General features: G+C 66.6%; 16 protein-coding genes. 10 read left to right on the top strand and 6 right to left on the bottom strand.

The genetic code is table 11. The features are described 5' to 3' along the window. Window positions 1–19 precede the first annotated feature (19 nt). From HRU76_02620 to HRU76_02600, 5 genes are all read left to right on the top strand, one after another. The gene (locus tag HRU76_02620) at window positions 20–1525 is read left to right on the top strand and encodes a M48 family metalloprotease (GenBank protein QOJ16552.1); all 1506 of its coding nucleotides are present in this window, start codon (window positions 20–22) and stop codon (window positions 1523–1525) included. A 9-nt stretch (window positions 1526–1534) separates the two neighbouring features. Continuing rightward, window positions 1535–2446 (top strand): diaminopimelate epimerase, encoded by a 912-nt coding sequence (locus HRU76_02615; GenBank protein QOJ16551.1) that lies wholly within the window; start codon window positions 1535–1537, stop codon window positions 2444–2446. A gap of 389 nt (window positions 2447–2835) precedes the next feature. Beyond that, the gene (locus tag HRU76_02610; GenBank protein ID QOJ16550.1) at window positions 2836–5880 is read left to right on the top strand and encodes a S9 family peptidase; all 3045 of its coding nucleotides are present in this window, start codon (window positions 2836–2838) and stop codon (window positions 5878–5880) included. Between the two features lie 62 nt (window positions 5881–5942). Continuing rightward, window positions 5943–6467 carry a dihydrofolate reductase gene (locus HRU76_02605; GenBank protein QOJ16549.1) on the top strand — a complete coding sequence of 175 codons (525 nt, stop codon included), beginning with the start codon at window positions 5943–5945 and terminating at the stop codon, window positions 6465–6467. A gap of 82 nt (window positions 6468–6549) precedes the next feature. Beyond that, window positions 6550–7815 carry a M20/M25/M40 family metallo-hydrolase gene (locus HRU76_02600; GenBank protein ID QOJ16548.1) on the top strand — a complete coding sequence of 422 codons (1266 nt, stop codon included), beginning with the start codon at window positions 6550–6552 and terminating at the stop codon, window positions 7813–7815. Window position 7816: 1 nt separating this feature from the next. Here the strand turns inward: HRU76_02600 and HRU76_02595 are convergent, their stop codons facing one another. The 6 genes from HRU76_02595 to HRU76_02570 all read right to left on the bottom strand — a co-directional run bounded on the left by HRU76_02595 (window position 7817) and on the right by HRU76_02570 (window position 16436). Continuing rightward, window positions 7817–9382: an NADH-quinone oxidoreductase subunit N gene (locus HRU76_02595; protein QOJ16547.1), complete on the bottom strand. Its 1566-nt coding sequence runs from the start codon at window positions 9380–9382 to the stop codon at window positions 7817–7819. After that, a complete protein-coding gene (locus HRU76_02590) occupies window positions 9375–11075 on the bottom strand; it encodes an NADH-quinone oxidoreductase subunit M (GenBank protein ID QOJ16546.1) in 1701 nt (566 codons plus the stop codon). The genes HRU76_02595 and HRU76_02590 overlap by 8 nt, the downstream gene beginning before the upstream one ends. After that, window positions 11075–13339, bottom strand: coding sequence for an NADH-quinone oxidoreductase subunit L (gene nuoL, locus HRU76_02585; GenBank protein ID QOJ16545.1), 2265 nt, complete (start codon window positions 13337–13339; stop codon window positions 11075–11077). Before nuoL ends, HRU76_02590 begins: the two co-directional genes overlap by 1 nt. Window positions 13340–13414: 75 nt before the next feature. Continuing rightward, window positions 13415–13753 carry an NADH-quinone oxidoreductase subunit NuoK gene (gene nuoK / locus HRU76_02580; protein QOJ16544.1) on the bottom strand — a complete coding sequence of 113 codons (339 nt, stop codon included), beginning with the start codon at window positions 13751–13753 and terminating at the stop codon, window positions 13415–13417. Beyond that, window positions 13750–14769, bottom strand: a complete 1020-nt coding sequence (locus HRU76_02575) for an NADH-quinone oxidoreductase subunit J (GenBank protein QOJ16543.1) — start codon at window positions 14767–14769, stop codon at window positions 13750–13752. Before HRU76_02575 ends, nuoK begins: the two co-directional genes overlap by 4 nt. 269 nt (window positions 14770–15038) lie before the next feature. Next, a complete protein-coding gene (locus tag HRU76_02570) occupies window positions 15039–16436 on the bottom strand; it encodes a hypothetical protein (protein QOJ16542.1) in 1398 nt (465 codons plus the stop codon). Window positions 16437–16529: 93 nt separating this feature from the next. Between HRU76_02570 and HRU76_02565 the strand changes: the two genes are divergently transcribed. From HRU76_02565 to HRU76_02545, 5 genes are all read left to right on the top strand, one after another. Then, window positions 16530–16880: a hypothetical protein gene (locus HRU76_02565; protein ID QOJ16541.1), complete on the top strand. Its 351-nt coding sequence runs from the start codon at window positions 16530–16532 to the stop codon at window positions 16878–16880. Between the two features lie 416 nt (window positions 16881–17296). Continuing rightward, window positions 17297–18007 (top strand): hypothetical protein, encoded by a 711-nt coding sequence (locus HRU76_02560; protein QOJ16540.1) that lies wholly within the window; start codon window positions 17297–17299, stop codon window positions 18005–18007. Between the two features lie 112 nt (window positions 18008–18119). Further along, window positions 18120–18938: an alpha/beta fold hydrolase gene (locus tag HRU76_02555; protein ID QOJ16539.1), complete on the top strand. Its 819-nt coding sequence runs from the start codon at window positions 18120–18122 to the stop codon at window positions 18936–18938. Between the two features lie 277 nt (window positions 18939–19215). Further along, window positions 19216–19794, top strand: coding sequence for an NfeD family protein (locus HRU76_02550; protein QOJ16538.1), 579 nt, complete (start codon window positions 19216–19218; stop codon window positions 19792–19794). Between the two features lie 60 nt (window positions 19795–19854). Further along, window positions 19855–21519, top strand: coding sequence for a flotillin family protein (locus HRU76_02545; GenBank protein ID QOJ16537.1), 1665 nt, complete (start codon window positions 19855–19857; stop codon window positions 21517–21519). Window positions 21520–21719 lie beyond the last annotated feature (200 nt).

Below are 21719 nucleotides of genomic sequence, written 5' to 3'. Positions count from 1 at the left end.
GTTCTTCTGATCCTGGCTGATGCTGCAGTTGTACGCCATTCTGATTGTCGGTCTGGCGCACGCGGCGGAGGCGGGATATGTGCTGGACCCCGATACCGCCGCGCTGGCGCGGGGGTGGGGGGCGGCGGCGTTCGCCTGGGGCGGTATGGCGCTGGTGGCGGCGTGGTTCGCGCTGGTGATGCGGCGCTGCGCCGCCCGCTTCGACCAGGAGGGACGGCTGAAATGGGTGGACCTGGCCGACCGCGCCCTCGCGGGCGGGCAGTGGGGGGTGCTCATCGTTCACGGGGCGTCGGTGCAGGTGTTCGGATGGATGGGCGCCGCACAGGACTGCTTCGGCGGGAATGTCATTCTCCTCGACCTTGTGCTGGCGATTCTTCCGCCTCTCGCGGGGCTGACGCTCCTCTGGCTGCTGCACGAACCGATGGCGCGGCGTCTGCGCGACGCCATCACGCTCGACGCCGCGGCGTCCGGGCGGGCCGTTCCACGCCCACGAAGCCGATGGGATTACCTGCTCCTTCAGTGGCGCGTCAACATCCTGTTCATCCTCGTTCCGCTGCTCATCATCATCACCATCGGCGACGTGGTGGATGCGCTCTACGGCGTGGGACCGGATTCCAGCCGCCATCAATGGCAGCGCGACGTGCTCACGCTGGGGGGCGCGGCGGTCGTGTTCCTTTTCGCCCCGCTGCTGGCCCGCGTGGTGCTGGGGCTCAGGCCCATGCCCGACCCCGATGTGCGGCAGGCCCTGCTGCAGGTCTGCCGCGACCATCGAGTGGGCGTGCGCGATGTGCTGCTGTGGGACACGCACGGCTCGATGATCAACGGCGCGGTGATGGGGCTGATCGGTCCGTTGCGGTACGTCATTCTCACCGACGCCCTTCTGCAGGCCATGCGCCCCGCCGAGGTGATCGCGGTGATGGCCCACGAGGTGGGCCACGCGCGTCGTCACCACCTGCCCTGGCTCATCGCCTGCCTCTTCGCGCTCATTCTGGCCCCGTCGCTGGTGCTGGACTTTGCGCTGCGGGCGGTGGACGCGTCAAACGGCGGCTGGCTGCTGCACGGCGTGATGGCGGGCGTCGTGCTGCTGGCCTTTGTGGGATTCGGCTGGATCAGCCGCCGCTTCGAGGGACAGGCCGACGCCTTCGCCGCCCAGCACCTGAGCGGCCTGCGCGAGGCGCGGGGCGAACATGATGAAGGCGCCGTCATCACCTCCGAAGCCGTGACCGTGATGGCTCAGGCGCTGCGCACCGTGTCGCTGCTGCACGGCATCAATCCCAGGCGATCCAGCTGGCGGCACGGATCGATCGCCTGGCGTCAGCGGAACCTGCGCCGTCTGGCCGGTTCGCCTCTGCGCTCGCCGCCCATCGACCGCGTGGTGCGGCGCATCAAGCTGGCGGCCGCCATCGTGCTGGCGGCGTCGATCGCCGTGGCGGCGTACGACACCTGGCGCAACGGGCCTTCGGGCGGGTTTGACAACGCAAGCGAACGATCAACCCGGGGCTACGATGACGCCCTTCCCTGGTGAGAATCGAGCATGTCCTTCCGCTTCGTCAAGATGCATGGCGCGGCCAACGACTACATCTATGTCGATGGATTCGCACAGCAGCGCGAGATGGCGGCGTATGACCTGCCCGCCCTGTCGCGCGAGATCAGCCATCGACACACCGGCATCGGGGCGGACGGGCTGATCGTCATCATGCCGCCCGATGGCGGCGTGGACGCCCACGTGCGCATGCGCATGTTCAACGCCGACGGCAGCGAGTCGGAGATGTGCGGCAATGGCATCCGCTGCGTCGCCAAGTTCGCGCATGACCGGGGACTGACGAAGGCGAAACCCATCCGCGTGCAGACCGGGGCGGGGGTGCTGTCGATCGATTTCACCACCGATGCGAGCGATCGGGTGATCGCCGCCACGGTGGACATGGGTGAGCCGATCCTGGAGCCGTCGCGAGTGCCCGTTGATGTGCGGGGTGCGTCGAAGGTGGTCAACCACTCGTCCGATGGGCTGTGGTCGTGGTCCATCGACGGGGGCGATGCGTGGGTTCGCACGTGCGGACTCGATCCGCGCATGACGACGGTGTCGATGGGCAATCCGCACGTCGTTTTCTACTGCGACGACGCGGCCGCCGTGCCGCTGGCGTCGATCGGGCCGGTGATTGAGCACGCGACGGTCTTTCCCAGGCGGGTCAACGTCCACTTTGTCCAGGTTCACACACCCGCGGAAGTCACCATGCGCACGTGGGAGCGGGGGAGCGGAATCACCCAGGCATGCGGCACAGGGGCGTGCGCGGTATGCGTGGCGGGTGTGCTGACGGGTCGGACCGATCGGGAGCTTCTTGCCCATCTTCCGGGGGGTGATCTGCGGTTGCGCTGGGATGAGGGGTCGAACCACGTCTTCAAGACCGGCCCGGCGGTAACGGTGTTCGAGGGTGTCTGGCCGCGATAACCCGTGTGCCACGGCCGTGCGTCGGGTGTGCCACGGCCGTGTCGGCCGTGAGATCACGCACTCCGGAACCTAACAACCCTGGAGATGACGACGACAGTCGTGCGTTCGGTCGTGGGGGCACGAACGATCGGGCATCACGGGCCGCGCGCACGGCTCTCAGAGCCGTGGCACACGCAGGGGCTCTCAGAGACGTGGGACACTCGAGGGGCTCGAAGGGTCGTCTACAGGGTGTTTACCGGACATTTCCCTTCACCGGCGTGCCAAACCGTCCGAAAGAGAAACGAAGCCCTTCGTCGCCGGTACCACGTGCGTTACGCTGTGTGCGTGGTGTGGGCGACCTGGGGTGGTTGCCTGCATGATCATCGGAACATCGGAACGGAGAGAGACGCGTGGTACGTCGAACGCTGCCCCTGCTTGTGCTGACCCTGTCGATTCTGTCGCCCACGGTTCTGATGGCTCAGGATGACGCCGCCAAGACCGTCCAGGCGGCGACCCAGGAGAAGAAGGAGGAGAAGAAGGAACTGAAGCTCGAGGATCTGTTCCCCGAGCGAAGTTTCTTCGGCCCCAGCGCCTCGAACATGGCCTTTTCCGCCGACGGGCGATATGCGGCCTATCTCTACCGGCCGTACATCGAGCGACGGCACGGCAGCGACCTGTGGCTGCTTGACACCACCACCGGCGAGGTGACCCGGCTTACGTCCGTCTCGGTGATGGCCGAGTTCCAGGAGGAGACGCGCAAGGTCAAGGCCGACCGAGAGGAGAAGGCGAAGAAGGAGGGCGTCGGCCAGAAGAAGACCGAGGGGGACGCCAAGGGTGAAACGAAGGTCGATGCGAAGAGCGGCGACACCGGCGCGGCGACCGGACCGGACCCCGTGACCGGCACGTGGGAGGGTCGCATCACCGGCGGGGCCGACATGGGCCTTCCGCCGGAAGGCGTCACATACACGCTTTCCGTTCAACTGCGCGCCGGGGGCGAGGTCAGCGGCTCGATCGCGGTGATGGGGCAGTCGCACGACCTGGTGGGCGGCAAGTTCGACGCCGCCACCGGCAAACTGACAGGCCGCTTCTCCAACGCCGAGACAGGCATGGGCGCCGCACTGGATGCGACCATTCAGAACGGCGGCATTTCGGGCAAGATCACCATCGACGGCATCGGCGTGGTGCTGGAAATGACCGGCACGCGCAAGCAGGCGCCCCTGGAGCCGGCGCTGCTCGTCAGCCCCGAGCCGCAGGATGGTGGGCGTCGGTCCGGCGGGAGCGCCAGGTCCGGTGCAAGCGGGGATGACGGCAAGACCGAAGGCAAGCAGGAGGAGAAGCAGATCATCCTCGGCGACTGGGTGGGTGAGAAGGACGCCGAGGATGAACGCGCTCCGCGCTACGCGGGCATCCAGTCGTTCGTGTGGTCTCCCACCGCGCCGGAGTTCATCTTCACCTCGGGCGGCGACCTCTACCGGTACGACGTGCCGACGAAACAGATCACCCGGCTGACCAAGACCAAGCAGTCCGAGCGCTCGGTGCAGTATCTGCCTGATGGCTCGGGCTACGCCTACATGTCGGGGGACGCCATCATGAAGGTGGTGTGGGGCAGCAGTTTCGTTGAGCAGCTCGACCCGGCGCTGCCGGGGGGCGAGACCATGAGCGGGTTCGAACTCAGCCCGGACGGTACGCGCATGGTCTTCCTGACGCGGCGCAGCACCGGCCCGGCGCCCAGCCGCACCGTGAACATCATCACCTACCGGGACCGCTTCGCGGAAGTGCGCCAGGTGCCGCGCCATGTGTCGGATGACCCGCTGCAGCCCACGGAGACGAGCATCTACCTCTACGACATGCGCGACGTGGTGCGCGAGGATCTGCGGCTGGGCAAGGTGTACACGCACACGGGCACCGGTCCGCGCGACATCCTGCAGGTGCCGGAATGGGCCCCGGATTCCAGCAAGGTCGGCTTCGCAGTGTTCACGCAGAAGACCGGACTGGTCGAGGTGTTCGAGGCGTCCTTCCCCGTCGAGGAGAAGAAGCCCGCGAACGCCAAGTCCGAGGGGGAGGCGCCCAGCGCCGCGCAGAGCGGTGACGGCGGTGAGCCGCAGGATCAGCGCCGCGGTCGCGGGGCTGGCGAGGCCGCGCCGGCGCAGCCCGTGACGTTTCCGCCCGCGAAAATGGTCTACCGCTTCTTCCACAACGGCGGACCCAACACGCCCGTCATGATCCATCCCTACTACCTGTGGGACAGCCAGCGCATGGTGTTCCTCACGGAGCAGTCGGGCTTCCGCCAGCTCCACATCCTTGATCCCGTCTACGAGTCGTTGGAGCAGATCACCTTCGGCCGATTCGAAACCTACCCCTTCGGCATCTCGAAGGACCACCGCAAACTCTTCGTGACCGCCACGAAGGAGCACCCGACGCAGGAGGACGTGTACGTGGTCGATCTCGACGAGCGCGTCATGACGCGGCTCTCGAAGGAGAACGGCACGTACGCCGGCGCCGCCGTCAGCAATGACGGCGCCAAGGCGCTCGCCACCTACAACCGCTACGGCACGCTTCGCGAGCTGTACTACCTCGACGCCGCCAAGGGTGAGCAGAAGCAGCTCACCGAGTCGCACCCGGACAAGGCCCGCGAACTGACCGCCGTCTCACCCGAGTTCTTCACCTACCGAAACCGGCACGGGCACGAGATTCACGGCCACATGTTCAAGCCCGACGGCTGGACCAGGGATGACAAGCGCCCGCTGCTCATCTACGTGTATGGCGGACCGCTGGGCACCCGCAAGCAGGTGGTCGACGGTTCATACGACTCCGCCGGCTACTTCTTCGGCATGTACATGGCCAAGAAGCACGGCTACCTCACCGTCACCATCGACCCGCGCGGCGTGTCGGGCTACGCGGGCGTCTTCGAGAAGGCCAACTTCGAGCAGGTCGGCAAGCCGCAGGTCGAGGATCTGGTCGATGGCGTCAAGTTCCTCATCGAGAACTATGGCGTGGACCCCAAGCGCGTGGGCATGCACGGCTGGTCGTTCGGCGGGTTCCAGACCCAGATGTGCATGTACACCGAGCCGGATGTCTTTGCGTGCGGCATCGCCGGGGCCGGCCCCACGGAGTGGGAGAACTACAACTCGTGGTACTCCCAGGGCACCATCGGCGAGACCGGCCAGGGCACCGCGGACCTGAAGAAATACTCCCTGCTCCCGCTGGCCAAGAACCTCAAGGGCCGGTTGCTCCTCATCCACGGCATGGAGGACTCCAACGTCCTCTACCAGGACACCGTGCGCGTGTACCGCGAACTGCTGCGGGCCGGCAAGGAGACGCTGGTTGAGCTCTTCCTCGACCCCACCGGCGGGCACGGACTGGGCGGCGACGTGAAGACCCTCAACCGCTACCGCAAGTACGAGGAATTTCTGCTTCGGGTGATGGGCTCCGGCAATCCGCCGCCCGCGCCGTGACATGAGTTCCACGTCGGCGCGGGGCTGCCCGTGGTATCCTCCGCCGACGCGGGAGGATGCCCATGCGCAAGGTCACGTTCGGCGGCGCGAACTCGCTCGACAACTTCATCGCCCGTCCGGATCACGCCGTGGACTGGCTGATGTGGTGCGATGAGGCCGCCGAGGTGATGGCGACCTACTGGAAGACCATCGACACCGTCATCATGGGCCGCAAGACCTGGGAAGTCGCGGTGAAGAGCGGTCAGGCCGGCGGCTATGCCGGGATCTCCTGCTTCGTCTTCTCAAGCACTCTGCCCGAAGCCGGGGTGGACGGCGTCAAGGTCATCCGCACCGACGCTGCCGCCTTCGTCCGCGACTTGAAGCAGCAGCCCGGGCAGGACATCTGCCTCATGGGCGGCGGCCAACTGGCCCGGTCGCTCTTTGAGGCCGACCTGATTGACGAGATCGGCTTCAACATCCATCCCGTGCTGCTGGGCTTGGGCGTCCCGCTCTTCCATTCCGTGTCGCGGCAGATCAACCTGGAACTGATCGAGTGCCGACCGTTCCGCAACGGCTGCGTGTACGTGATGTATCGCGTGAAGCGGTGACCGCGGCGCGGACCGGATGATTGCAAGCCCGAGCGGTGAACGGAGCCATGCATGACCCGGTCCGGAAACGTACACTTGCTTCATGCCCCTGAACGACCTTGAACGCCGCGTCTGCGAGCACATCGAGTCCCGCGCCGCCGAAATCTACGCCAACCTTGACACCTGCGTGATGATTCCCACCGGGCGCGATCACGTGGCCGGTCTTGATCTGTATCGCAAGATGCTCGCCACGCGCCTCGCCGCGCTGGGTGCGAAGATCGAGCAGCGGCCCGGACAGGCGCGCCCCGACTGGATGCGCCTGCCCGGGGCGCGCGACGAGAGCAACGCGGTGCATCCGATCCTGATCGCCACCCACGCCCCGGGCGGCGGAAAGAAGTCGTCCGGCGATCGGGACAGCCGCGGCGACAAGGCCGGACAGCACCCCCGCATCCTGCTCGCCGGTCATCTGGACACCGTTCACGACCCGCACGGCGATTTCCAGCGGCTCACACCTCTCCCCGACGGCGTGCGCGCCGCTGGCCCCGGCGCGGCGGATATGAAGGGCGGCATCGAGGTCGGCGTCGCCGCGCTGGAGTCGCTGCATCATTGCGGCGTCGAGCTGCCGTGGTCGTTCATCCTCAACTCCGATGAGGAGACCGGTTCGTTTCAGAGCGAGCACGCGCTGCGCGACCTGGCGGGCAAGCACGACGTCGGCGTGGCCCTGGAGCCCGCCCTGCCCGGCGGGGCGCTGGCCATCGAGCGCATGGGCTCCGGCCAGTTCCGCATCGACGTGTTCGGTCGCTCCGCCCACGTGGGGCGCGACTTCGCCAACGGCGTGAGCGCGGTGCACCGGCTGGCGGAGATCATCGCACAGCTCGACAAACTCTCCAGGCCCGACGCGGGGATGATCGTCAACGTCGGTCCGCTGCAGGGCGGCAAGGCCACCAACGTGGTCGCCGATCACGCCGCGTGCTGGGGCAACGTGCGTTTCGCCACGCCCGAGGCGGGGGAGATGCTGGCCAAGGCGATCGACGCGCTGGCCACGTCGCCGGACGCCATGCCCCGCGTCGAAGTCCGACGCGCCTGGGCTCGCCCCGCCAAGCCCTTCACCCCGCAGGTGGAGCAACTGGCGCTCGACCTGCGCGCCGCGGCGACGGATCTCGGACAGGAACTCCCCTTCGCCAGAACCGGCGGCGTCTGCGACGGCAACATCCTGCAGGACGCCGGGCTGCCCACGCTCGACACGCTGGGCGTGCGCGGCGGCAACCTGCACCGCACTGACGAGTTCATGGAAATTCCATCACTCGTCGAGCGGGCGAAACTGCTGGCGGTGTGGCTGATGCGGGTGGAGCGAATGAACGACGGTTAATCTACAGTCCGCTCACATGCTCGCCCGGCGTCATCGCCGCCGAAACCGCCTCGCGCACGTCAAACGCCCCGTGCATGGTCTCCGCCAGGCGGCTGGAGACGAGCCACAGCGTCACGATCGCCGCCCCGCCGATCACGCCCGCCGCCAGCGGCCAGCGGCTCGGGCCGGGGGTGACGGCCTCGGACTGAGGCGTCGGCTGGGCCAGGATCGGCAGCCCCGCGATCTTCAGGTAGTACCACGCGCTGGCCGCGCTGTTCAGGCAGGCGATGATGACCAGCCACAACTGGCCGGCCTCAATGCCCGCGGTGAACAGGTAGAGTTTCCCCACGAATCCGAACAGGGGCGGGAAGCCCAGCAGCGAGAGCGACGACACGCACAGCACGCCCGCGAGCAGCGGATGCCGCCGCGCCAGCCCGGCCAGGTCGGCCATGTCGTTGACTTCCTCGCCGCCGCGCTCCAGCGCCGCGAGCACGGCGAACGCCGCCGTGTTCATCACGCCATACACCAGCAGGTAGAACAGCACCGCGGTGTAGCCGTACGTCGGCCCCGCCAGCACGCCGATGAGCATGTAGCCGGTGTGGGCGACGGAGGAGTACGCGAGCACGCGCTTCACCGAGCGCTGCATCAGGGCCAGCACGTTGCCCATCGTCATGGTGAGCACGGCGATCATGAAGATTGCCATGGCGATGGTGGGGGGGAGCGCGTCGGCCCCGTCCACGTGCCACTCGCGCCCCAGCGTGGCCACGAGCATGATGAACGTCACCATACCCGCGGTCTTGGGCACGAAGGCCAGGAAGGCGGTCACCGGAGAGGCCGCGCCCTCGTACACGTCGGCCGCGTAGAAGTGCATGGGCACCGCGGCGATCTTGAAGCACACGCCCAGCAGCGCGATGACCATGCCGATCAGCCCAAGGGCGTTCACGTCGCCGTGGAACGCCTGCTCGAGGAACGCCTCGCGGATGTCGGTCAGCACGATCGAGCCGGTGGAGCCGTAGAGCAGGGCGAAGCCGAAGAGCATCATCGCCGCCGCCATGGCGCCGAGGAAGAAGTACTTGACCGCGGCCTCCTGCGACAGCCGCCCGGAGCGCGCCGTGGCGACCATGACGTAGGTGGGCAGCGAGGTCAGCTCGAGCGCCAGGAAGAGCCAGATCAGGTCATTGGCGCCGGACGTGAGCATCACGCCCGTCAGCGAAAGCAGGAAGAACGCGTAAAACTCGCCCCGCGTGACGCGAATGGGGTCGAACCCCGCCCGGCCCGTGGCGAAGGCGGATTCAAGATTGCGATCAACCAGCCCGATCGAAAGCAGCGCCAGCAGCACACCGACCGCGCAGACCATGGTCTTCACCGACCGGCCCAGCATGGGCATCAGGAAGCCCGCCTCGCCCAGGCGCTGGGCGTCGGCGTACAGCCACCACGCCAGCCCACCCGCGGCAACCAGCGCGGCGATGACGATCGCGGGCGACAGGTCGCGCACCCGCTTGGAGCGCGACAGGCCGGTCACACTCACCACCACCGCCGCGGCGAAGAGCACCATCTCCGGGATGAGGAACCAGAGTTTCTCAACCATCGACGGGCGACTCCGCGGGAATTGGATGATCTGGTGACTTGGCGATCTGGTGGTCGGTCGGTGGTAGAACCGCCGCCGGGTTGTCGTTCCGATCCGCCAGTTCCCGCACGGTCATGGGGTAGGCGGCGAGCGTCTCGTTGACCGAACCGGCGATGGCGTCCGTCACCGGGCGCGGATACAGCCCCAGCACCAGGCAGAGAATCGCCAGCGGCGCCAGCACGCCGATCTCTCGGGGGGTCAGGTCGGTCGGCAGGGCGTGCTCATCGTCATGGTGCCCATGGTGACCGCCTCCGGGCACGCGAACCTGCCCGAACACCACCTTGCCCAGCATGATGAGCAGGTACATGGCGGCAAAGATCATGCCGACGCCCGCGATCGCCGCGTACCACGGTCCGAGGACGCCGGGGTGGGTCGGATTCTCCGGCGTGGCGACGAAGGCCGCGATCAGGCACAGGAACTCGCTCACGAAACCATTCAGCCCCGGCAGACCCACCGAGGCGAGCGTGAAGAACACCATGAAGAAGCCCCACACCGGCATGCGGCGGGCCAGACCGGACATCTGGTCCATGTCGCGGGTATGGAAGCGCTCGTAGATCATGCCCACGCAGAAGAACAGCGCGCCCGTTGAAAGCCCGTGGTTGATCATGTACAGCACTGACCCCTGCACGCCGAGCGGGTTGAGTGCGACCAGCCCCATCACGCAGAAACCCAGGTGGCTCACCGAGGAGTAGGCGATGAGTTTCTTCACGTCATCCTGCACCCAGCAGATGAGCGCCGCGTAGAGGATGCCGATGATCGACAGCACCGCGATGAACGGCGCCCATTCAACCACCGCCGTCGGCGCCATCGGAAGCGCGAAGCGGTACAGCCCGTACGTGCCCAGCTTCAGCAGCACGCCGGCCAGGATGACCGATCCCGCCGTCGGCGCCTCGGTATGGGCCAGCGGCAGCCAGGTATGCACCGGGAAGAGCGGCACCTTCACCGCGAAGCCCGCCAGCAGCGCAAAGAGCACCAGGTGCTGGGCGGTCGTGTCCACCGAGCCGATCACGTAGTGAATCGTCACCGGCACATCCGCCAGCGATCGGGCCGTTTCCGTCAGCGCGGCGATGTCGAACGTCCACGCGCCTTCCGCACGGGCGTGATGCCACGCCACGTAGATCAGGCCCGCCAGCGTAATGAGCGAACCCGTGAAGGTGTACAGGAAAAACTTGGTGCATGCCGCCGCCCGGTTGCCGCCGCCGTAGATGGCGATCAGGAAGTACATGGGGACGAGCGTGAACTCGAAACACGTGTAGAAGAAGATCAGGTCGCGGGCGAGGAAGACGCCGATCATGGCCGTCTCGATGGCCATGAGCCACCCGTAGTACTCCTTCTCGCGGCTGGTGACCGCGGTAAACGAGCCGTACACGCACAGCGGCATGAGCAGCGTGGTGAGCAGGATGAGCAGGATGGCCACCGAATCGACGCCCATGTTGAGCGTGATGCCCCACTCCGGCAGCCACGGGATGCTGACGTTGAGGTTGCCATCCAGTCCCGTGCCGCCCCACTGGAAGGCGACCGCCGCCAGCAGATTCCACACGAACGTCACCAGCGTGCCGACGAGGGCGATCCACTTCGCCTGCCGCGCCGGGGCGACCACCACCGCGATCGCGGTGGCCAGCGGAATCAGCAGCAGTCCGGGCAGCCAGTGCATCAGCCGATCCCTCCCGGCAGCAGCGCCACGGCGGTTTCCGCGGTTCGAGTCAGGAAGCCCAGCAACCCGGACTTCATCAGCCACACGAAGAGGATCACCAGCCCGGCCGCGCCGGCCATGGTGCGGGCGTAGTCATGCAGCACGCCGTTCTGCAGCGGGCGGAAGATTTCGCCGAGCCGCCTGGGGATCGAGCCGATGCCATCCACCAGCAGCGTGTCGATGATGACTTTGTCGAAGAGCGAGAGGGCGTGACCCAGAATCCAGAGCGGCAGCCGGATGAAGGCGATGTAGACCTCATCCACATACCACTTGTTCTCCATCGCCTTGGGCAGCCAGCGCAGCGGACTGGCGAGCAATCTGGCTCGCAGGGAGTCAGCCGCCTTGCGGTTGATCAGGTGGAACCATGCGGCGAAGGCGATTCCGACCAGGCCGATCGCCCCGCTCACGAAGTACATGGCCTGATGCGGGTCGGCGCCGAAGATCAGCCCGTGGTGGATCGACGGCTCGTGCGCGTGCCCACCGCCCGGCAGGCCGCCCCTGGCTGAGGAGTCATGGATCATGTCCGCCACCCAGCCGCCCTTGACGCCCTCGGCTTGGTTGGGCAGGTAGTAGGGGATGGCGGCCAGAATCGCGCCGATGGTGATGATCAGCAGCACCGAGTTGATGGCCAGACGTGGCGGATGCGGTTCGTGTCCGTGGCCATGCCCAAGCCCATGTCCAGCGGCGCCGGCGTCCCGCCGGTGGTCATCATGATGATCACCATCATGGCCATGCCCGTGGTCATCGCCATGATGCTCATCACCCATCTCGTAGTGGACCGGCCCGGCGCACACCCTGAACCACACGCGGAAGGTGTAGTACGCCGTCAGTCCGGCGGTGAAGAGCAGAATCCACCCGAGCGCGGCATGATGATTCACGAACGCCTCGGCGAGAATGGCGTCCTTGGAGAAGAACCCGCTGGTGAAGGGGAAGCCCGCCAGGCATAGGCACCCGATGAGCATGGTGTAGGAGGTGACCTTCCACCCCGGCATGCGTCGCAGACCCGACAGTTTCCGCAGGTCGAGCTGACCCGCGAAGCCGTGCATGATTGCACCACAGGTGAGGAACAGCACCGCCTTGAAGAATGCGTGCGTGAAGACGTGATACGCCGCCCCGAACGTGGTCATCACGCCGATGCCCACGAACATGTACCCCAGCTGCGACACCGTGGAGTAGGCCATGATGCGCTTGATGTCGTACTGCGCCATGCCGATGGTCGCCGCCAGCAGGGCGGTCAGTCCGCCCACCCAGGCCACCACCGTGAGCGAGTGCGGCTCCAGCATCATCACCGGGAACATGCGGGCCAGCAGGTAGACGCCGGCCGTCACCATGGTCGCCGCGTGGATGAGCGCGGAAACCGGGGTGGGGCCTTCCATGGCGTCGGGCAGCCAGACGTAGAGCGGCAGCTGCGCACTCTTGCCGAAGGCGCCCAGCATGAGCAGATAGGGGATCACGTGGACCGACCAGCCGCCCTTGCCCGCGTCGAACCCGCCCCGCTCGATGATCTCGAAGAGCGCCGCGTACTCCACCGTGCCGAAGTTGAACCAGATGAAATACACCGCCAGCGCCAGCCCCAGGTCGCCGATGCGGTTCATGATGAACGCCTTCTTGGCGGCGGCCACCGCGCTGGGCTTCTGGTAGTAGTAGCCGATCAGCAGGTACGACGCGAGCCCCACGCCTTCCCATCCCAGGTAGAGCAGGACGAGGTTGTCGCCCATCACCAGGCAGGACATGGCGAAGAGAAACACGCTCACGCCCGCGAAGAAGCGCGCATAGCCCGCGCCCTTCACGTCCGGCTCCATGTACTCGCTGGCGTAGATGGCGATCAGCGTGCCCAGCCCCGTCACGAACAGCATCCACAGCAGCGTGAGCGAATCGACATAGAGCGCGAAGTTGGCCGTGAACGAACCGCCCGGACCCTCGGCCCAGCGCAGGTCGAACCAGTCGAACAGGTGGATCGGCATCGGCTGCCCCGGCTGGTATTGCCGGAACAGCAGGAACGTCAGCACGAACGACGCCCCGAGGAACAGGGACGTGATGATCGCGGGCAGCTTGTTGCGCACCTTCACCGCCGCGCACAGGCCGCACAGCAGGGCTGACGCGGCGGGCAGGTAGATGATGAGCCGCGCCCACCACGGACCCGCCGCCGGCGCGCCCACTTCCTGCTCGGAGAGCGTGCAGAGCAGCAAGGAGGCGAGTTCAGGTTGGAGAAGTGCGTGCGTCAAGGGAGGAGTGCTGAGTGCTGGGTGCAGAGTCGTAGGGTGGGTCGAGTGTCTCGCGCCGACTGCCTGATGCCTCGCCTACCCGCTCAACTCCGCCCACGCGTCGGCGTCGAGCGTGGGTTTACGGCGATAGAGCAGGACGACGAGCGCCAGGGCCAGCGCCGCCTCCGCCGCGGCGATGGTGAGGATGAAGATCACGAACACCTGCCCCGACACCCCGCCGTGGTAGCGGTCGAACGCGATAAACGCAATCGCCGCCGCCTGGAACATCAGTTCCGTGCAGAGGAACATGATGATCATGTTGCGGCGGACTAGGAAGCCGATCAGCCCCAGCGCGAAGAGCGCGGCGGCGAGGATCAGGTACGCCCCGAGCGTCGAAGGCCCGAACGCGCCGTCCGCCAGCAGCGGGTGGATCATGCCCCACCTCCCGCCGGACCGGGCCGGACGTCATCGGGGTCCACGGTCAGCCGCCTCATGCCGGCGGCCTCGCGCTTCTCGTCCTCTCCAAGTTCGATCTGCTTGCGGGCCAGCACCACGGCGCCGAACATGGCCATGAGCAGGATCACGCCCGCCAGCTCCAGCGAGACGGGGAAGCGATGCACCAGCGCCAGGCCCACACGTTCGAGGTTGGTCGTGAGCAGCGATTCAACATCCGCCAGCGACAGCCCTGCTTCTTCAAAGGTCACCCGCCGCACGCGGTCGCTGGGCGGCTGGATGAACTCGACCGATTCGAGGTCGATGCGCCCCAGGCGCGTCCCCGCGGGCAGATCGGGCAGTGCGGCGCGAAACGCCTCGACGAAGCGCTCCTGCTTGGCGGGCATGAGCGTCACCTCGTCCACCATCTCGGCGAGCCGGCTGGCCCGGGAGGCGGGGGGCGGGAGAGCGGACGCCCCCGGCTCGAAGTTGCCCCGGTCGAAGATCACCTGCCCGATGAGGGCCATCATCAGAAAGCCCACGCCCACCGCCGCCAGCGGTTCGCGGGGCAGACGGTCGTACTCCGCCGCCTGCTCGCGAGACTGGCCCTCGGTGGGGGCCTGCTGGGCCAGCATGATGACGAAGAGGTAGGTGATGAGGATGGCTCCGGCGTACACGATCACCAGCGCGAAGGCCATGAACTCGGCCTCGAGCAGCAGGAAGATGGCCGCGGAACTGATGACCACCAGCACGAAGTACAGGGCGGAATAGACAGGCCGGTGGTGGGTGATCATCCGCCCGGCCGCCGCCACCGCGATGAACGCGAAGACGTAGAACACCACGGCGGGGCGCTGTTCGCCAGACGCCGCCAGTCCGAGGATCATGCTCAGCAGCCACGCCAGGCCCCCGGCCGCCACCAGCCCGCCCGTGACCCGCGCGGCCCGCTCCTGGCGGGCGAGCATCAGGTACGTGCCCGCCGCGCCGATGCCGCAGCCAAGAAACACGAGCAGGTGGTCCATCCACACCATCCAGAGGGGTTGATCGGGCGAGGGTTCGAACGGAAGCCGGGAACGGGCAGTCGGGGTCGGTACGTCGAGCGTGCTGGCGGAGAAGATAGGCCCGCCTCCACCCCCCTGCAACCGCTGGGGGGAGGCGGCGGGTCAATCCGTGCAATCTTTCACAATGTACGGGCGGTTGTCCAATGCCCGCGTGCGGATTGACCGCGACTGGCGGAGCAACTGGCCCGCTTCGCGCGGCTCGGCGCTGATCGGTGGATCATCCCGGTCGTTCAGCCGCCTTCGCCCGGGTCGCGTGTCCTGATCCGTTCGATTTCGACAGTGGGAACGTCGATCGGTTCGGCCCAGATGGTGTTGATGACCGGGTCGGTCATGGCGGCCTCGATGCTGGGGCGCAGGATGATCGTGACGTGCGTGGCGTCATCGGGGAAGTCGGTCAGCCGGTTCGCCTGGCCCAGCAAGAACTGATGGCTCGTCACGCCGGTGTGTGCGATTCGCCCGATCACCCATTCGCGATCGCCGATGCGCGCGACCACATCAGCCGCGATGGCCACGGGGCAGGGCCTCATTTCGAGCGTGCCGGACAATCCCGTCCGCCCGCTTGGTGAGGTGATGAGGCGCAGTCGAATCCGCTCGATGGATGAAGACATGATCTGTCGATCACGGTCATTGGTGCTCAGAGCGATCAGTGGTACGTCCGGCGGGACGATCTCCAGCAGACCGGTCTGATGCACCTCCCACTCGGCGATGACGGGCGCCGAGGCCAGATCATTCCCGCGCAGCACGATCGTGAGCGTCCACCTCGCGTCCACTTCGTACGTGCCGTCGGGAAGCGACAGCGGCATCGCGATGGACGAGGCGGAACGTCCACCGCGGCTGAAGGTTCCGCCGCTGATGCTGCCGCGCATGGCGGAGGCCAGGTCCACGTCGCCGACCCGGAGGGTCTTGATCTGCCGCCGCAGCCATAACTGACTCTGACTGCTGGAGCCGTCGCCCGCCCGGTCTTCGCTCATCGACACTCGCACCGGCCATGATGTGCCCGAGTAAAGACGCTGCCGCCAGTCGATGGTCGCTTTCACCGCCTGCTGGAAGTAAAGCAACGTGTCCTCCTTCGACACCTTGCCCTGCAGGATCGCGTCTTCGATCAGATTGCTCCACTGGACGGGCCACGCGGCATTGGGGTCGCCCTGCCGCGCCAGCCCGTCGGCGATGAGCGTGCGCACCGCGCCGTCGCTCAGTTCGCCGCGCGACCAGCGGGCGTGAAGTTCGTTGATGACGCCATCCAGCCGTGCCGCGTTGCTCGTGCCAGTCTCCCACAGCAGCAGCCACGTGGGCTTGTATGGGTTCCAGTCCACGTTCCGCGCGCGGCTCCATGTGAACACGCCGCCGAGGCCGAGTCCGACAACGAGCAGCAGCACGCCCAGCGTCAGCATCACGGGGCGGCGTTTCCGCACGCCGACGCGAGTCGACCGTCGCGTTGTGATGTCGCGCCCGCACTCCGGGCAGCGTGCGGCGTCGTTGGGAAGCCCGAACAGGTCGAACCTGCACTTGCGGCAGACGGGATGGTCGTTCAGCCGCCGCCCACGGAAGCCCAGCACGAACAGCACCGCGCCTCCGACGAGGCACAACGCGGTCAGGAGAAGAATCGGTCCGATCGGTCCGCCGGCCATGCGCGTTCCCCCGCTGGAGGATTTCATGCTACGCAGCGGCGTGGCGTCGATCCGCGCCAGCGTTGCATACGATCAGTCTGCGAGGATTGTGAGATGACCCTATCCATTGCCCTGATCCCTTGTGTTGACGAATCCGGTCAGGACGTTCCCGACGAGTGCAGCGCGTGCGGGTATCAGAAGTGCTGCCGGCAGGCATATCTGATCGGAACCGACCCCTGCCCGGACCTTGAAGGCATTTGGGTGCAGAAGGTCACGCTTGATGCGTCCTGCGACGATTGTCCGGCTGATGAACCGCTGCCGTCTCCTTCCTCCATGACCTTCTTCGAGCAAGTGCTCAATGACCCAACCGTCATCAATCGCTGGACGCAGTGCGACTGTTTCATCAGCCCGATCTGTGGAGTTGGTACTCGAGGTGTCGTGTCACGAACCGCAGTCTTGAGATAATTCTGTCTCGATGACTTTCCGAACAGCAAGAACCCTTTCGACGGAGCGCCGACAGGCAACATCCCGATCCCGCAGTCGTTTACGAATTGTCCTTGCGTCTCTTCCCACGGTGTGTCTTCGGGCACGTTTCCGCATCGTGTTTACGCAAGCGTCCCAACCTGGTGGGCCAACTACCGTGCGACGAGAACGCGGACAGCGACTGCGTCGTGGAATTGCTGCGGCGTCGATCCGAGTCTGTGGACGAGGTCATGCACATGCACTGCCTAACGGATGGCCGCGAATGCCGGTTTCTGGCAACGATGGTTGCCGTCACAGCATTCCTCCCGCTTGGGGCGTGTGAGAACGAGTCGGGGCATAGCGGGGATCACGCAATTGCGGCGCCGCCACCGGCGCCGCTCACCCACGAGGAGCAGCATGTGAACTCTCAGGATACGAACAGAACGGAATCACTGCGCCCTCGGACGTGGGAAGAGTATCGGCAGCTTGCGTCACTCATTGCGGATCTTCCCGCGTGGACGGACACCGGACCCTCTGAGCGCGCGGAGTGGCAGACGATCATCCGACTCGCAGCTGCATTCCAGCAACTGCCGCCAGAGGACGTCAGCCGGACGCTTGTGGTGTACATGAATCAGTTCCCCGGGCTCGGGCTCGGCGAACCCGTGAAACACCCCTATACGAAGCCGCTGCTCCTGCTGCGAGTGATGTTCGAGATCCCCTCGGATGTCGACCGCGAGTCACTGCAGGCGGAGATGAATCGGAGTCAAGTCTACGTTGCCGGTCTCTTTGGATGGGATGCGACCGGTGCCGAGGGATTGGAGGCGGGGGTGCACCAGGATTCGCCTGCCTTGGCTCTTCCGGTGATCTGGCACGCGGACGACGGTCCACGTCTCAGCGCATTCCGCAAGACGAAGCCGCCGCTCATCGCGGGCGGCATGGGAACCTATCAGCCGCACCGCGAGTTCGAGTTCTTTCAGGCGCGATTCGCATATCGCCCTGATCTTGAGCGGTACCTCGAGGAAGTCGACCTGTTCGACGGAACGCAGGGCGTTGTGATTCGAAAGAGAGTGGCAACATGGCGTGAGCTGCTTCACCAGCGGCGTCTTGATGCCGCATCCGAGCGGAAATGATAGTTGCCCTCTTCCGATCGTCGCGAGGCGATGATCTGATTCCAGCAGAGTGTGGTTGTGGAGGATGGAGTCGACTGATCCATGCTGCCCCGGTCACCGGGTAGACTTGGGAATGCCCGAACTCGGCGAGATCCTGCCATCATCCCTTCGTCCCCATGCGCGGTGGGAGCGGCTGGGCGCCTCCCGCGTACCCGCGCTGCTGGTGCATCCCGCGTGGTCTGACAGCGCCGAGGCGCCGCCGCCGCTCGTGTTGTGGTTCCACGGCCGAACCGTGAACAAGGAACTCGACCCCGGGCGCTATCTGCGGTGGATGCGGGCGGGCATCGCCGCGTGCGCCATCGACCTGCCGGGTCACGGCGAGCGCTTCGAGCAGCGGCTCCAGGGGCCGGAAACGGCATGGGAGGTCATCCACCAGATGGTCGAGGAGTTCGACGAGGTAGTGGACGCCCTGAGAAAGTTCGACGCCTTCGACCTGTCGCGCCTGGGCATCGGCGGCATGTCCCTGGGTGGAATGGTCGCGCTGGCGCGGCTGACGCGGGATCATCCCTGCTGCTGCGCCGGCGTGGAGGCGACCACGGGCATGTGGGCCGACGATTCCACGCGGGCGCAGTTCGAGCATCGCGTGCCGGCAACCATCCGCCAACTGGAGCCCATCCGCAACCTTGACCGCTGGCGCGAGATTCCCTTGCAGGCGATCCACGCCCGTGGCGACGAATGGGTGAAGTACGAGCGGCAGGCGGCGTTCCTCGACGTCCTGCGGGCGCGGTACCGCAATCCGGGCCTGATCGAGACCATCATCTACGAACACACCGGCGCGCCCTACGAGCACATCGGGTTCGGCCGTAAGGCGGCGGATGCCAAGCAGAAGCAGACGGCGTTCTTCGCGCAATGGCTTGGCGTGACCGAAAAGTCCACAGATGGACACGGATGAAGAGGATGGTGGAGTTGGACTCGGCACCCGGCACCCGGAACCCGGAACCCAGCACCCAGCACCCAGCACCCAGCACCCAGCACCCAGCACCCAGCACCCAGCACCCAGCACCCAGCACCCAGCACTCCTTCTCCCTCGCCCGTCCCCGAAACGCCCGGTCGGGACATGCGAGGGGCCGCAAAATCCCTTATAACATACCGACTGCGGGATCGGTCCCGCCGTCGGTTGACCCACCCCTGGGGCGATCCGCCGTTGTGAAGGAAAGGGGGTCGTCATCATGCTCGACCAGCTCTTCAGCGGAAACGCACTGCTGTTCTCCGTTCCCGCTGTCGCGGGCACGCTGTTCTTCGCCTTCCGGCTGGTGCTGATGTTCGCCGGCATCGGTGGCGACGAGCTCGACGCCGATGGCGCGGACGGGATCGATCCGGGCCACGCCCACGACTCGACGCAGGTCTTCAAGTTTCTGTCGGTTCAGTCGATCGCGGCGTTCGTGATGGGATTCGGCTGGGGGGGGGTCGGGGCCCTGCTCGGCGCGGGGTGGGAGATGACCAGCAGCATCCTGGTCGCGGTGGCCGGTGGCGTGGGCATGGTGTGGCTGCTCACCTGGCTGCTGAAGCTGGTCTACGACCTTCAGAGCAGCGGCAACGTGAACCTGCAGGACGCCGTCGGGGTTGAAGGCGAGGTCTACGCCTCCATCCCCGGCAACCGCGAAGGGACGGGGCAGGTGAAGGTGGTTCTCTCGGACAGGCAGCGCATCTACAACGCCTTCTCCGAGGGTGAGCCGCTGCCCAGCAGGACGCGCGTGCGCATCGTGAAAGTGAACGAGGATCACACGCTGACGGTGATGCGGGTCTGAGCGGCGCGGGCGATCACGATCAATGCGGAAGTCACGAACGAGAACGATGGGAGGACGGTCATGCATCTCACGCTGGCGACTCTGACGGGCGGCGGCAACGCACTGTGGTGGCTGGGCGGCATCGTGGCCGTGCTGCTGGTGGTCTTCCTGGTGGTCGCCATGGTCGCCAGCCGCTACCGGCGCTGCCCCAGCAACCGGATCCTGGTGGTGTACGGTCGCGTGGGCGGTCAGAAGGCCGCCAAGTGCCTGCACGGCGGCGGCACGTTCGTGTGGCCGCTCATCCAGGACTACGCCTACCTGTCGCTGGATCCCATGGTCATCGACATTCCGCTGGAAGGCGCGCTGTCGCTCAACAACATCCGCGTCAACGTGCCGTCCACGTTCACGGTGGGCATCTCCACCGACCCGGTGCTGATGAACAACGCCGCCGAGCGTCTGCTGGGGCTGGATGAGCGGAAGATCCGCGACCAGGCGCAGGACATCATTCTGGGCCAGCTGCGCCTGGTCATCGCGACCCTGTCGATCGAGGAGATCAACAAGGACCGCGAGAAGTTCATGGCCCTGATCAACGAGAACGTAGCCCAGGAAGTGAACAAGATCGGGCTGGAGCTGATCAACGTCAACGTGCGCGACATCACCGACGAGTCGGGCTACATCGTGGCGATCGGCAAGCGCGCCGCGGCGGAGGCCATCAATCGCGCCAAGGTCGAGGTGGCCCAGCAGGAGCGTGACGGCGCCACCGGCGAGGCCATCGCGGTCCGCGAAAAGACCATCGGCGTGGCCAACGAAACCGCCACGGCGGTGCAAGGTCAGAAGAAGGCCGAGCAGCAGCAGCGCGTGGCGGTGGCGGCGCTGGAGGCCGAAGCCGTGAAGGGCGAGGCGGCGGCCAAGCGCGACCGGGAGATCACCATCGCCGAACGCGAGGCCGAGACCGTCGCCGCCAAGAAGAAGGCGGAGCAGGAGCAGCGCGTGCGCGTGGCCGAGGCGGAGGCCGCCGCCGTGACGGGCGAGAACACCAGCCGCGCCACCATGGCGGAGTCCAACGCCAAGCTGGGCGAAGTGCAGGCCGAGGCCCGCCGCCGCGCCGAGGTCGCCGCCGCCAAGGCGCATGAGGCCATCCTGCTGGCCGAACGCGACCGCGAGTTGGCGCGTCTGGCGAAGGAAGAAATCGCCCCGCAGGAAGTGGAGAAGAAGCGCATCGAAATCGCCGCCGCCGCCGAGGCCGAGAAGCGACGCATCGAGGCCAAGGGTGAGGCCGACGCCATCCTGCTCAAGTTCGAGGCCGAGGCCGCCGGCACGCAGAAGGTGCTCGAGGCCAAGGCCGAGGGCTACCGAAAGCTCATCGAGGCGTGCGGCAGCAACCCGCAGGTCGGCCCCACGCTGCTGCTCATCGAGCAGCTGCCCGAACTCGTCGCCGAGCAGGTCAAGGCCATCCAGAACCTCAAGATCGACAAGATCACCGTCTGGGACCAGGGTACGGGCGGCAACGGGCGCAACGCCACCAGCGACTTCCTCGCGGGCATGATCGGCTCGCTGCCGCGCCTGCACGAACTGGCGCAGCAGGCGGGCATCGAACTGCCCGCCATGCTGGGCCGGGTCAACCGCGACGCTCGCGATGGCCATCTGACCGTGGATCGGCCCGAGCCGACGCCCGTCGCCCCCGTGGCGGGCGGCAAGCCCAGGGCCACGAAGCCGGAGAGTGAAGCAGGGGGCGAGCGGTTGTAGCGGTCAGGACGCCGGGCTTCACTCATGCGATGGGTGAATCCCGGCCAACCGTGGCGCACGCCTCCCGATGCAGGCCCTGAGGGAAGATCGCCCGGCATGGCGCGGCGACCGGCTCATTCCGCCGAGCGCGATCCATCGGCCCGGTGCGGGCCATCGCGTCACCCTCGAACCGCTCGGTTTTCGGGTGAAATCGGCCGGAT

The organism is Phycisphaeraceae bacterium (genome assembly GCA_015709595.1).
Taxonomy (GTDB): Bacteria; Planctomycetota; Phycisphaerae; order Phycisphaerales; family SM1A02; genus CAADGA01.
This window is presented reverse-complemented; position numbering and strand designations above follow the sequence as displayed.

What these genes read in the sequence shown, in the direction of transcription:
- HRU76_02565 (QOJ16541.1), top strand. Translation starts at nt 16,530, where the DNA reads ATGACCCTATCCATTGCCCTGATCCCTTGTGTTGACGAATCCGGTCAG.
- HRU76_02620 (QOJ16552.1), top strand. Translation starts at nt 20, where the DNA reads ATGCTGCAGTTGTACGCCATTCTGATTGTCGGTCTGGCGCACGCGGCG.
- HRU76_02550 (QOJ16538.1), top strand. Translation starts at nt 19,216, where the DNA reads ATGCTCGACCAGCTCTTCAGCGGAAACGCACTGCTGTTCTCCGTTCCC.
- HRU76_02600 (QOJ16548.1), top strand. Translation starts at nt 6,550, where the DNA reads ATGCCCCTGAACGACCTTGAACGCCGCGTCTGCGAGCACATCGAGTCC.
- HRU76_02555 (QOJ16539.1), top strand. Translation starts at nt 18,120, where the DNA reads ATGCCCGAACTCGGCGAGATCCTGCCATCATCCCTTCGTCCCCATGCG.
- nuoK (QOJ16544.1), bottom strand. Translation starts at nt 13,753, where the DNA reads ATGATCCACCCGCTGCTGGCGGACGGCGCGTTCGGGCCTTCGACGCTC.
- HRU76_02575 (QOJ16543.1), bottom strand. Translation starts at nt 14,769, where the DNA reads ATGGACCACCTGCTCGTGTTTCTTGGCTGCGGCATCGGCGCGGCGGGC.
- HRU76_02570 (QOJ16542.1), bottom strand. Translation starts at nt 16,436, where the DNA reads ATGGCCGGCGGACCGATCGGACCGATTCTTCTCCTGACCGCGTTGTGC.
- HRU76_02615 (QOJ16551.1), top strand. Translation starts at nt 1,535, where the DNA reads ATGTCCTTCCGCTTCGTCAAGATGCATGGCGCGGCCAACGACTACATC.
- HRU76_02605 (QOJ16549.1), top strand. Translation starts at nt 5,943, where the DNA reads ATGCGCAAGGTCACGTTCGGCGGCGCGAACTCGCTCGACAACTTCATC.
- HRU76_02595 (QOJ16547.1), bottom strand. Translation starts at nt 9,382, where the DNA reads ATGGTTGAGAAACTCTGGTTCCTCATCCCGGAGATGGTGCTCTTCGCC.
- HRU76_02590 (QOJ16546.1), bottom strand. Translation starts at nt 11,075, where the DNA reads ATGCACTGGCTGCCCGGACTGCTGCTGATTCCGCTGGCCACCGCGATC.
- HRU76_02545 (QOJ16537.1), top strand. Translation starts at nt 19,855, where the DNA reads ATGCATCTCACGCTGGCGACTCTGACGGGCGGCGGCAACGCACTGTGG.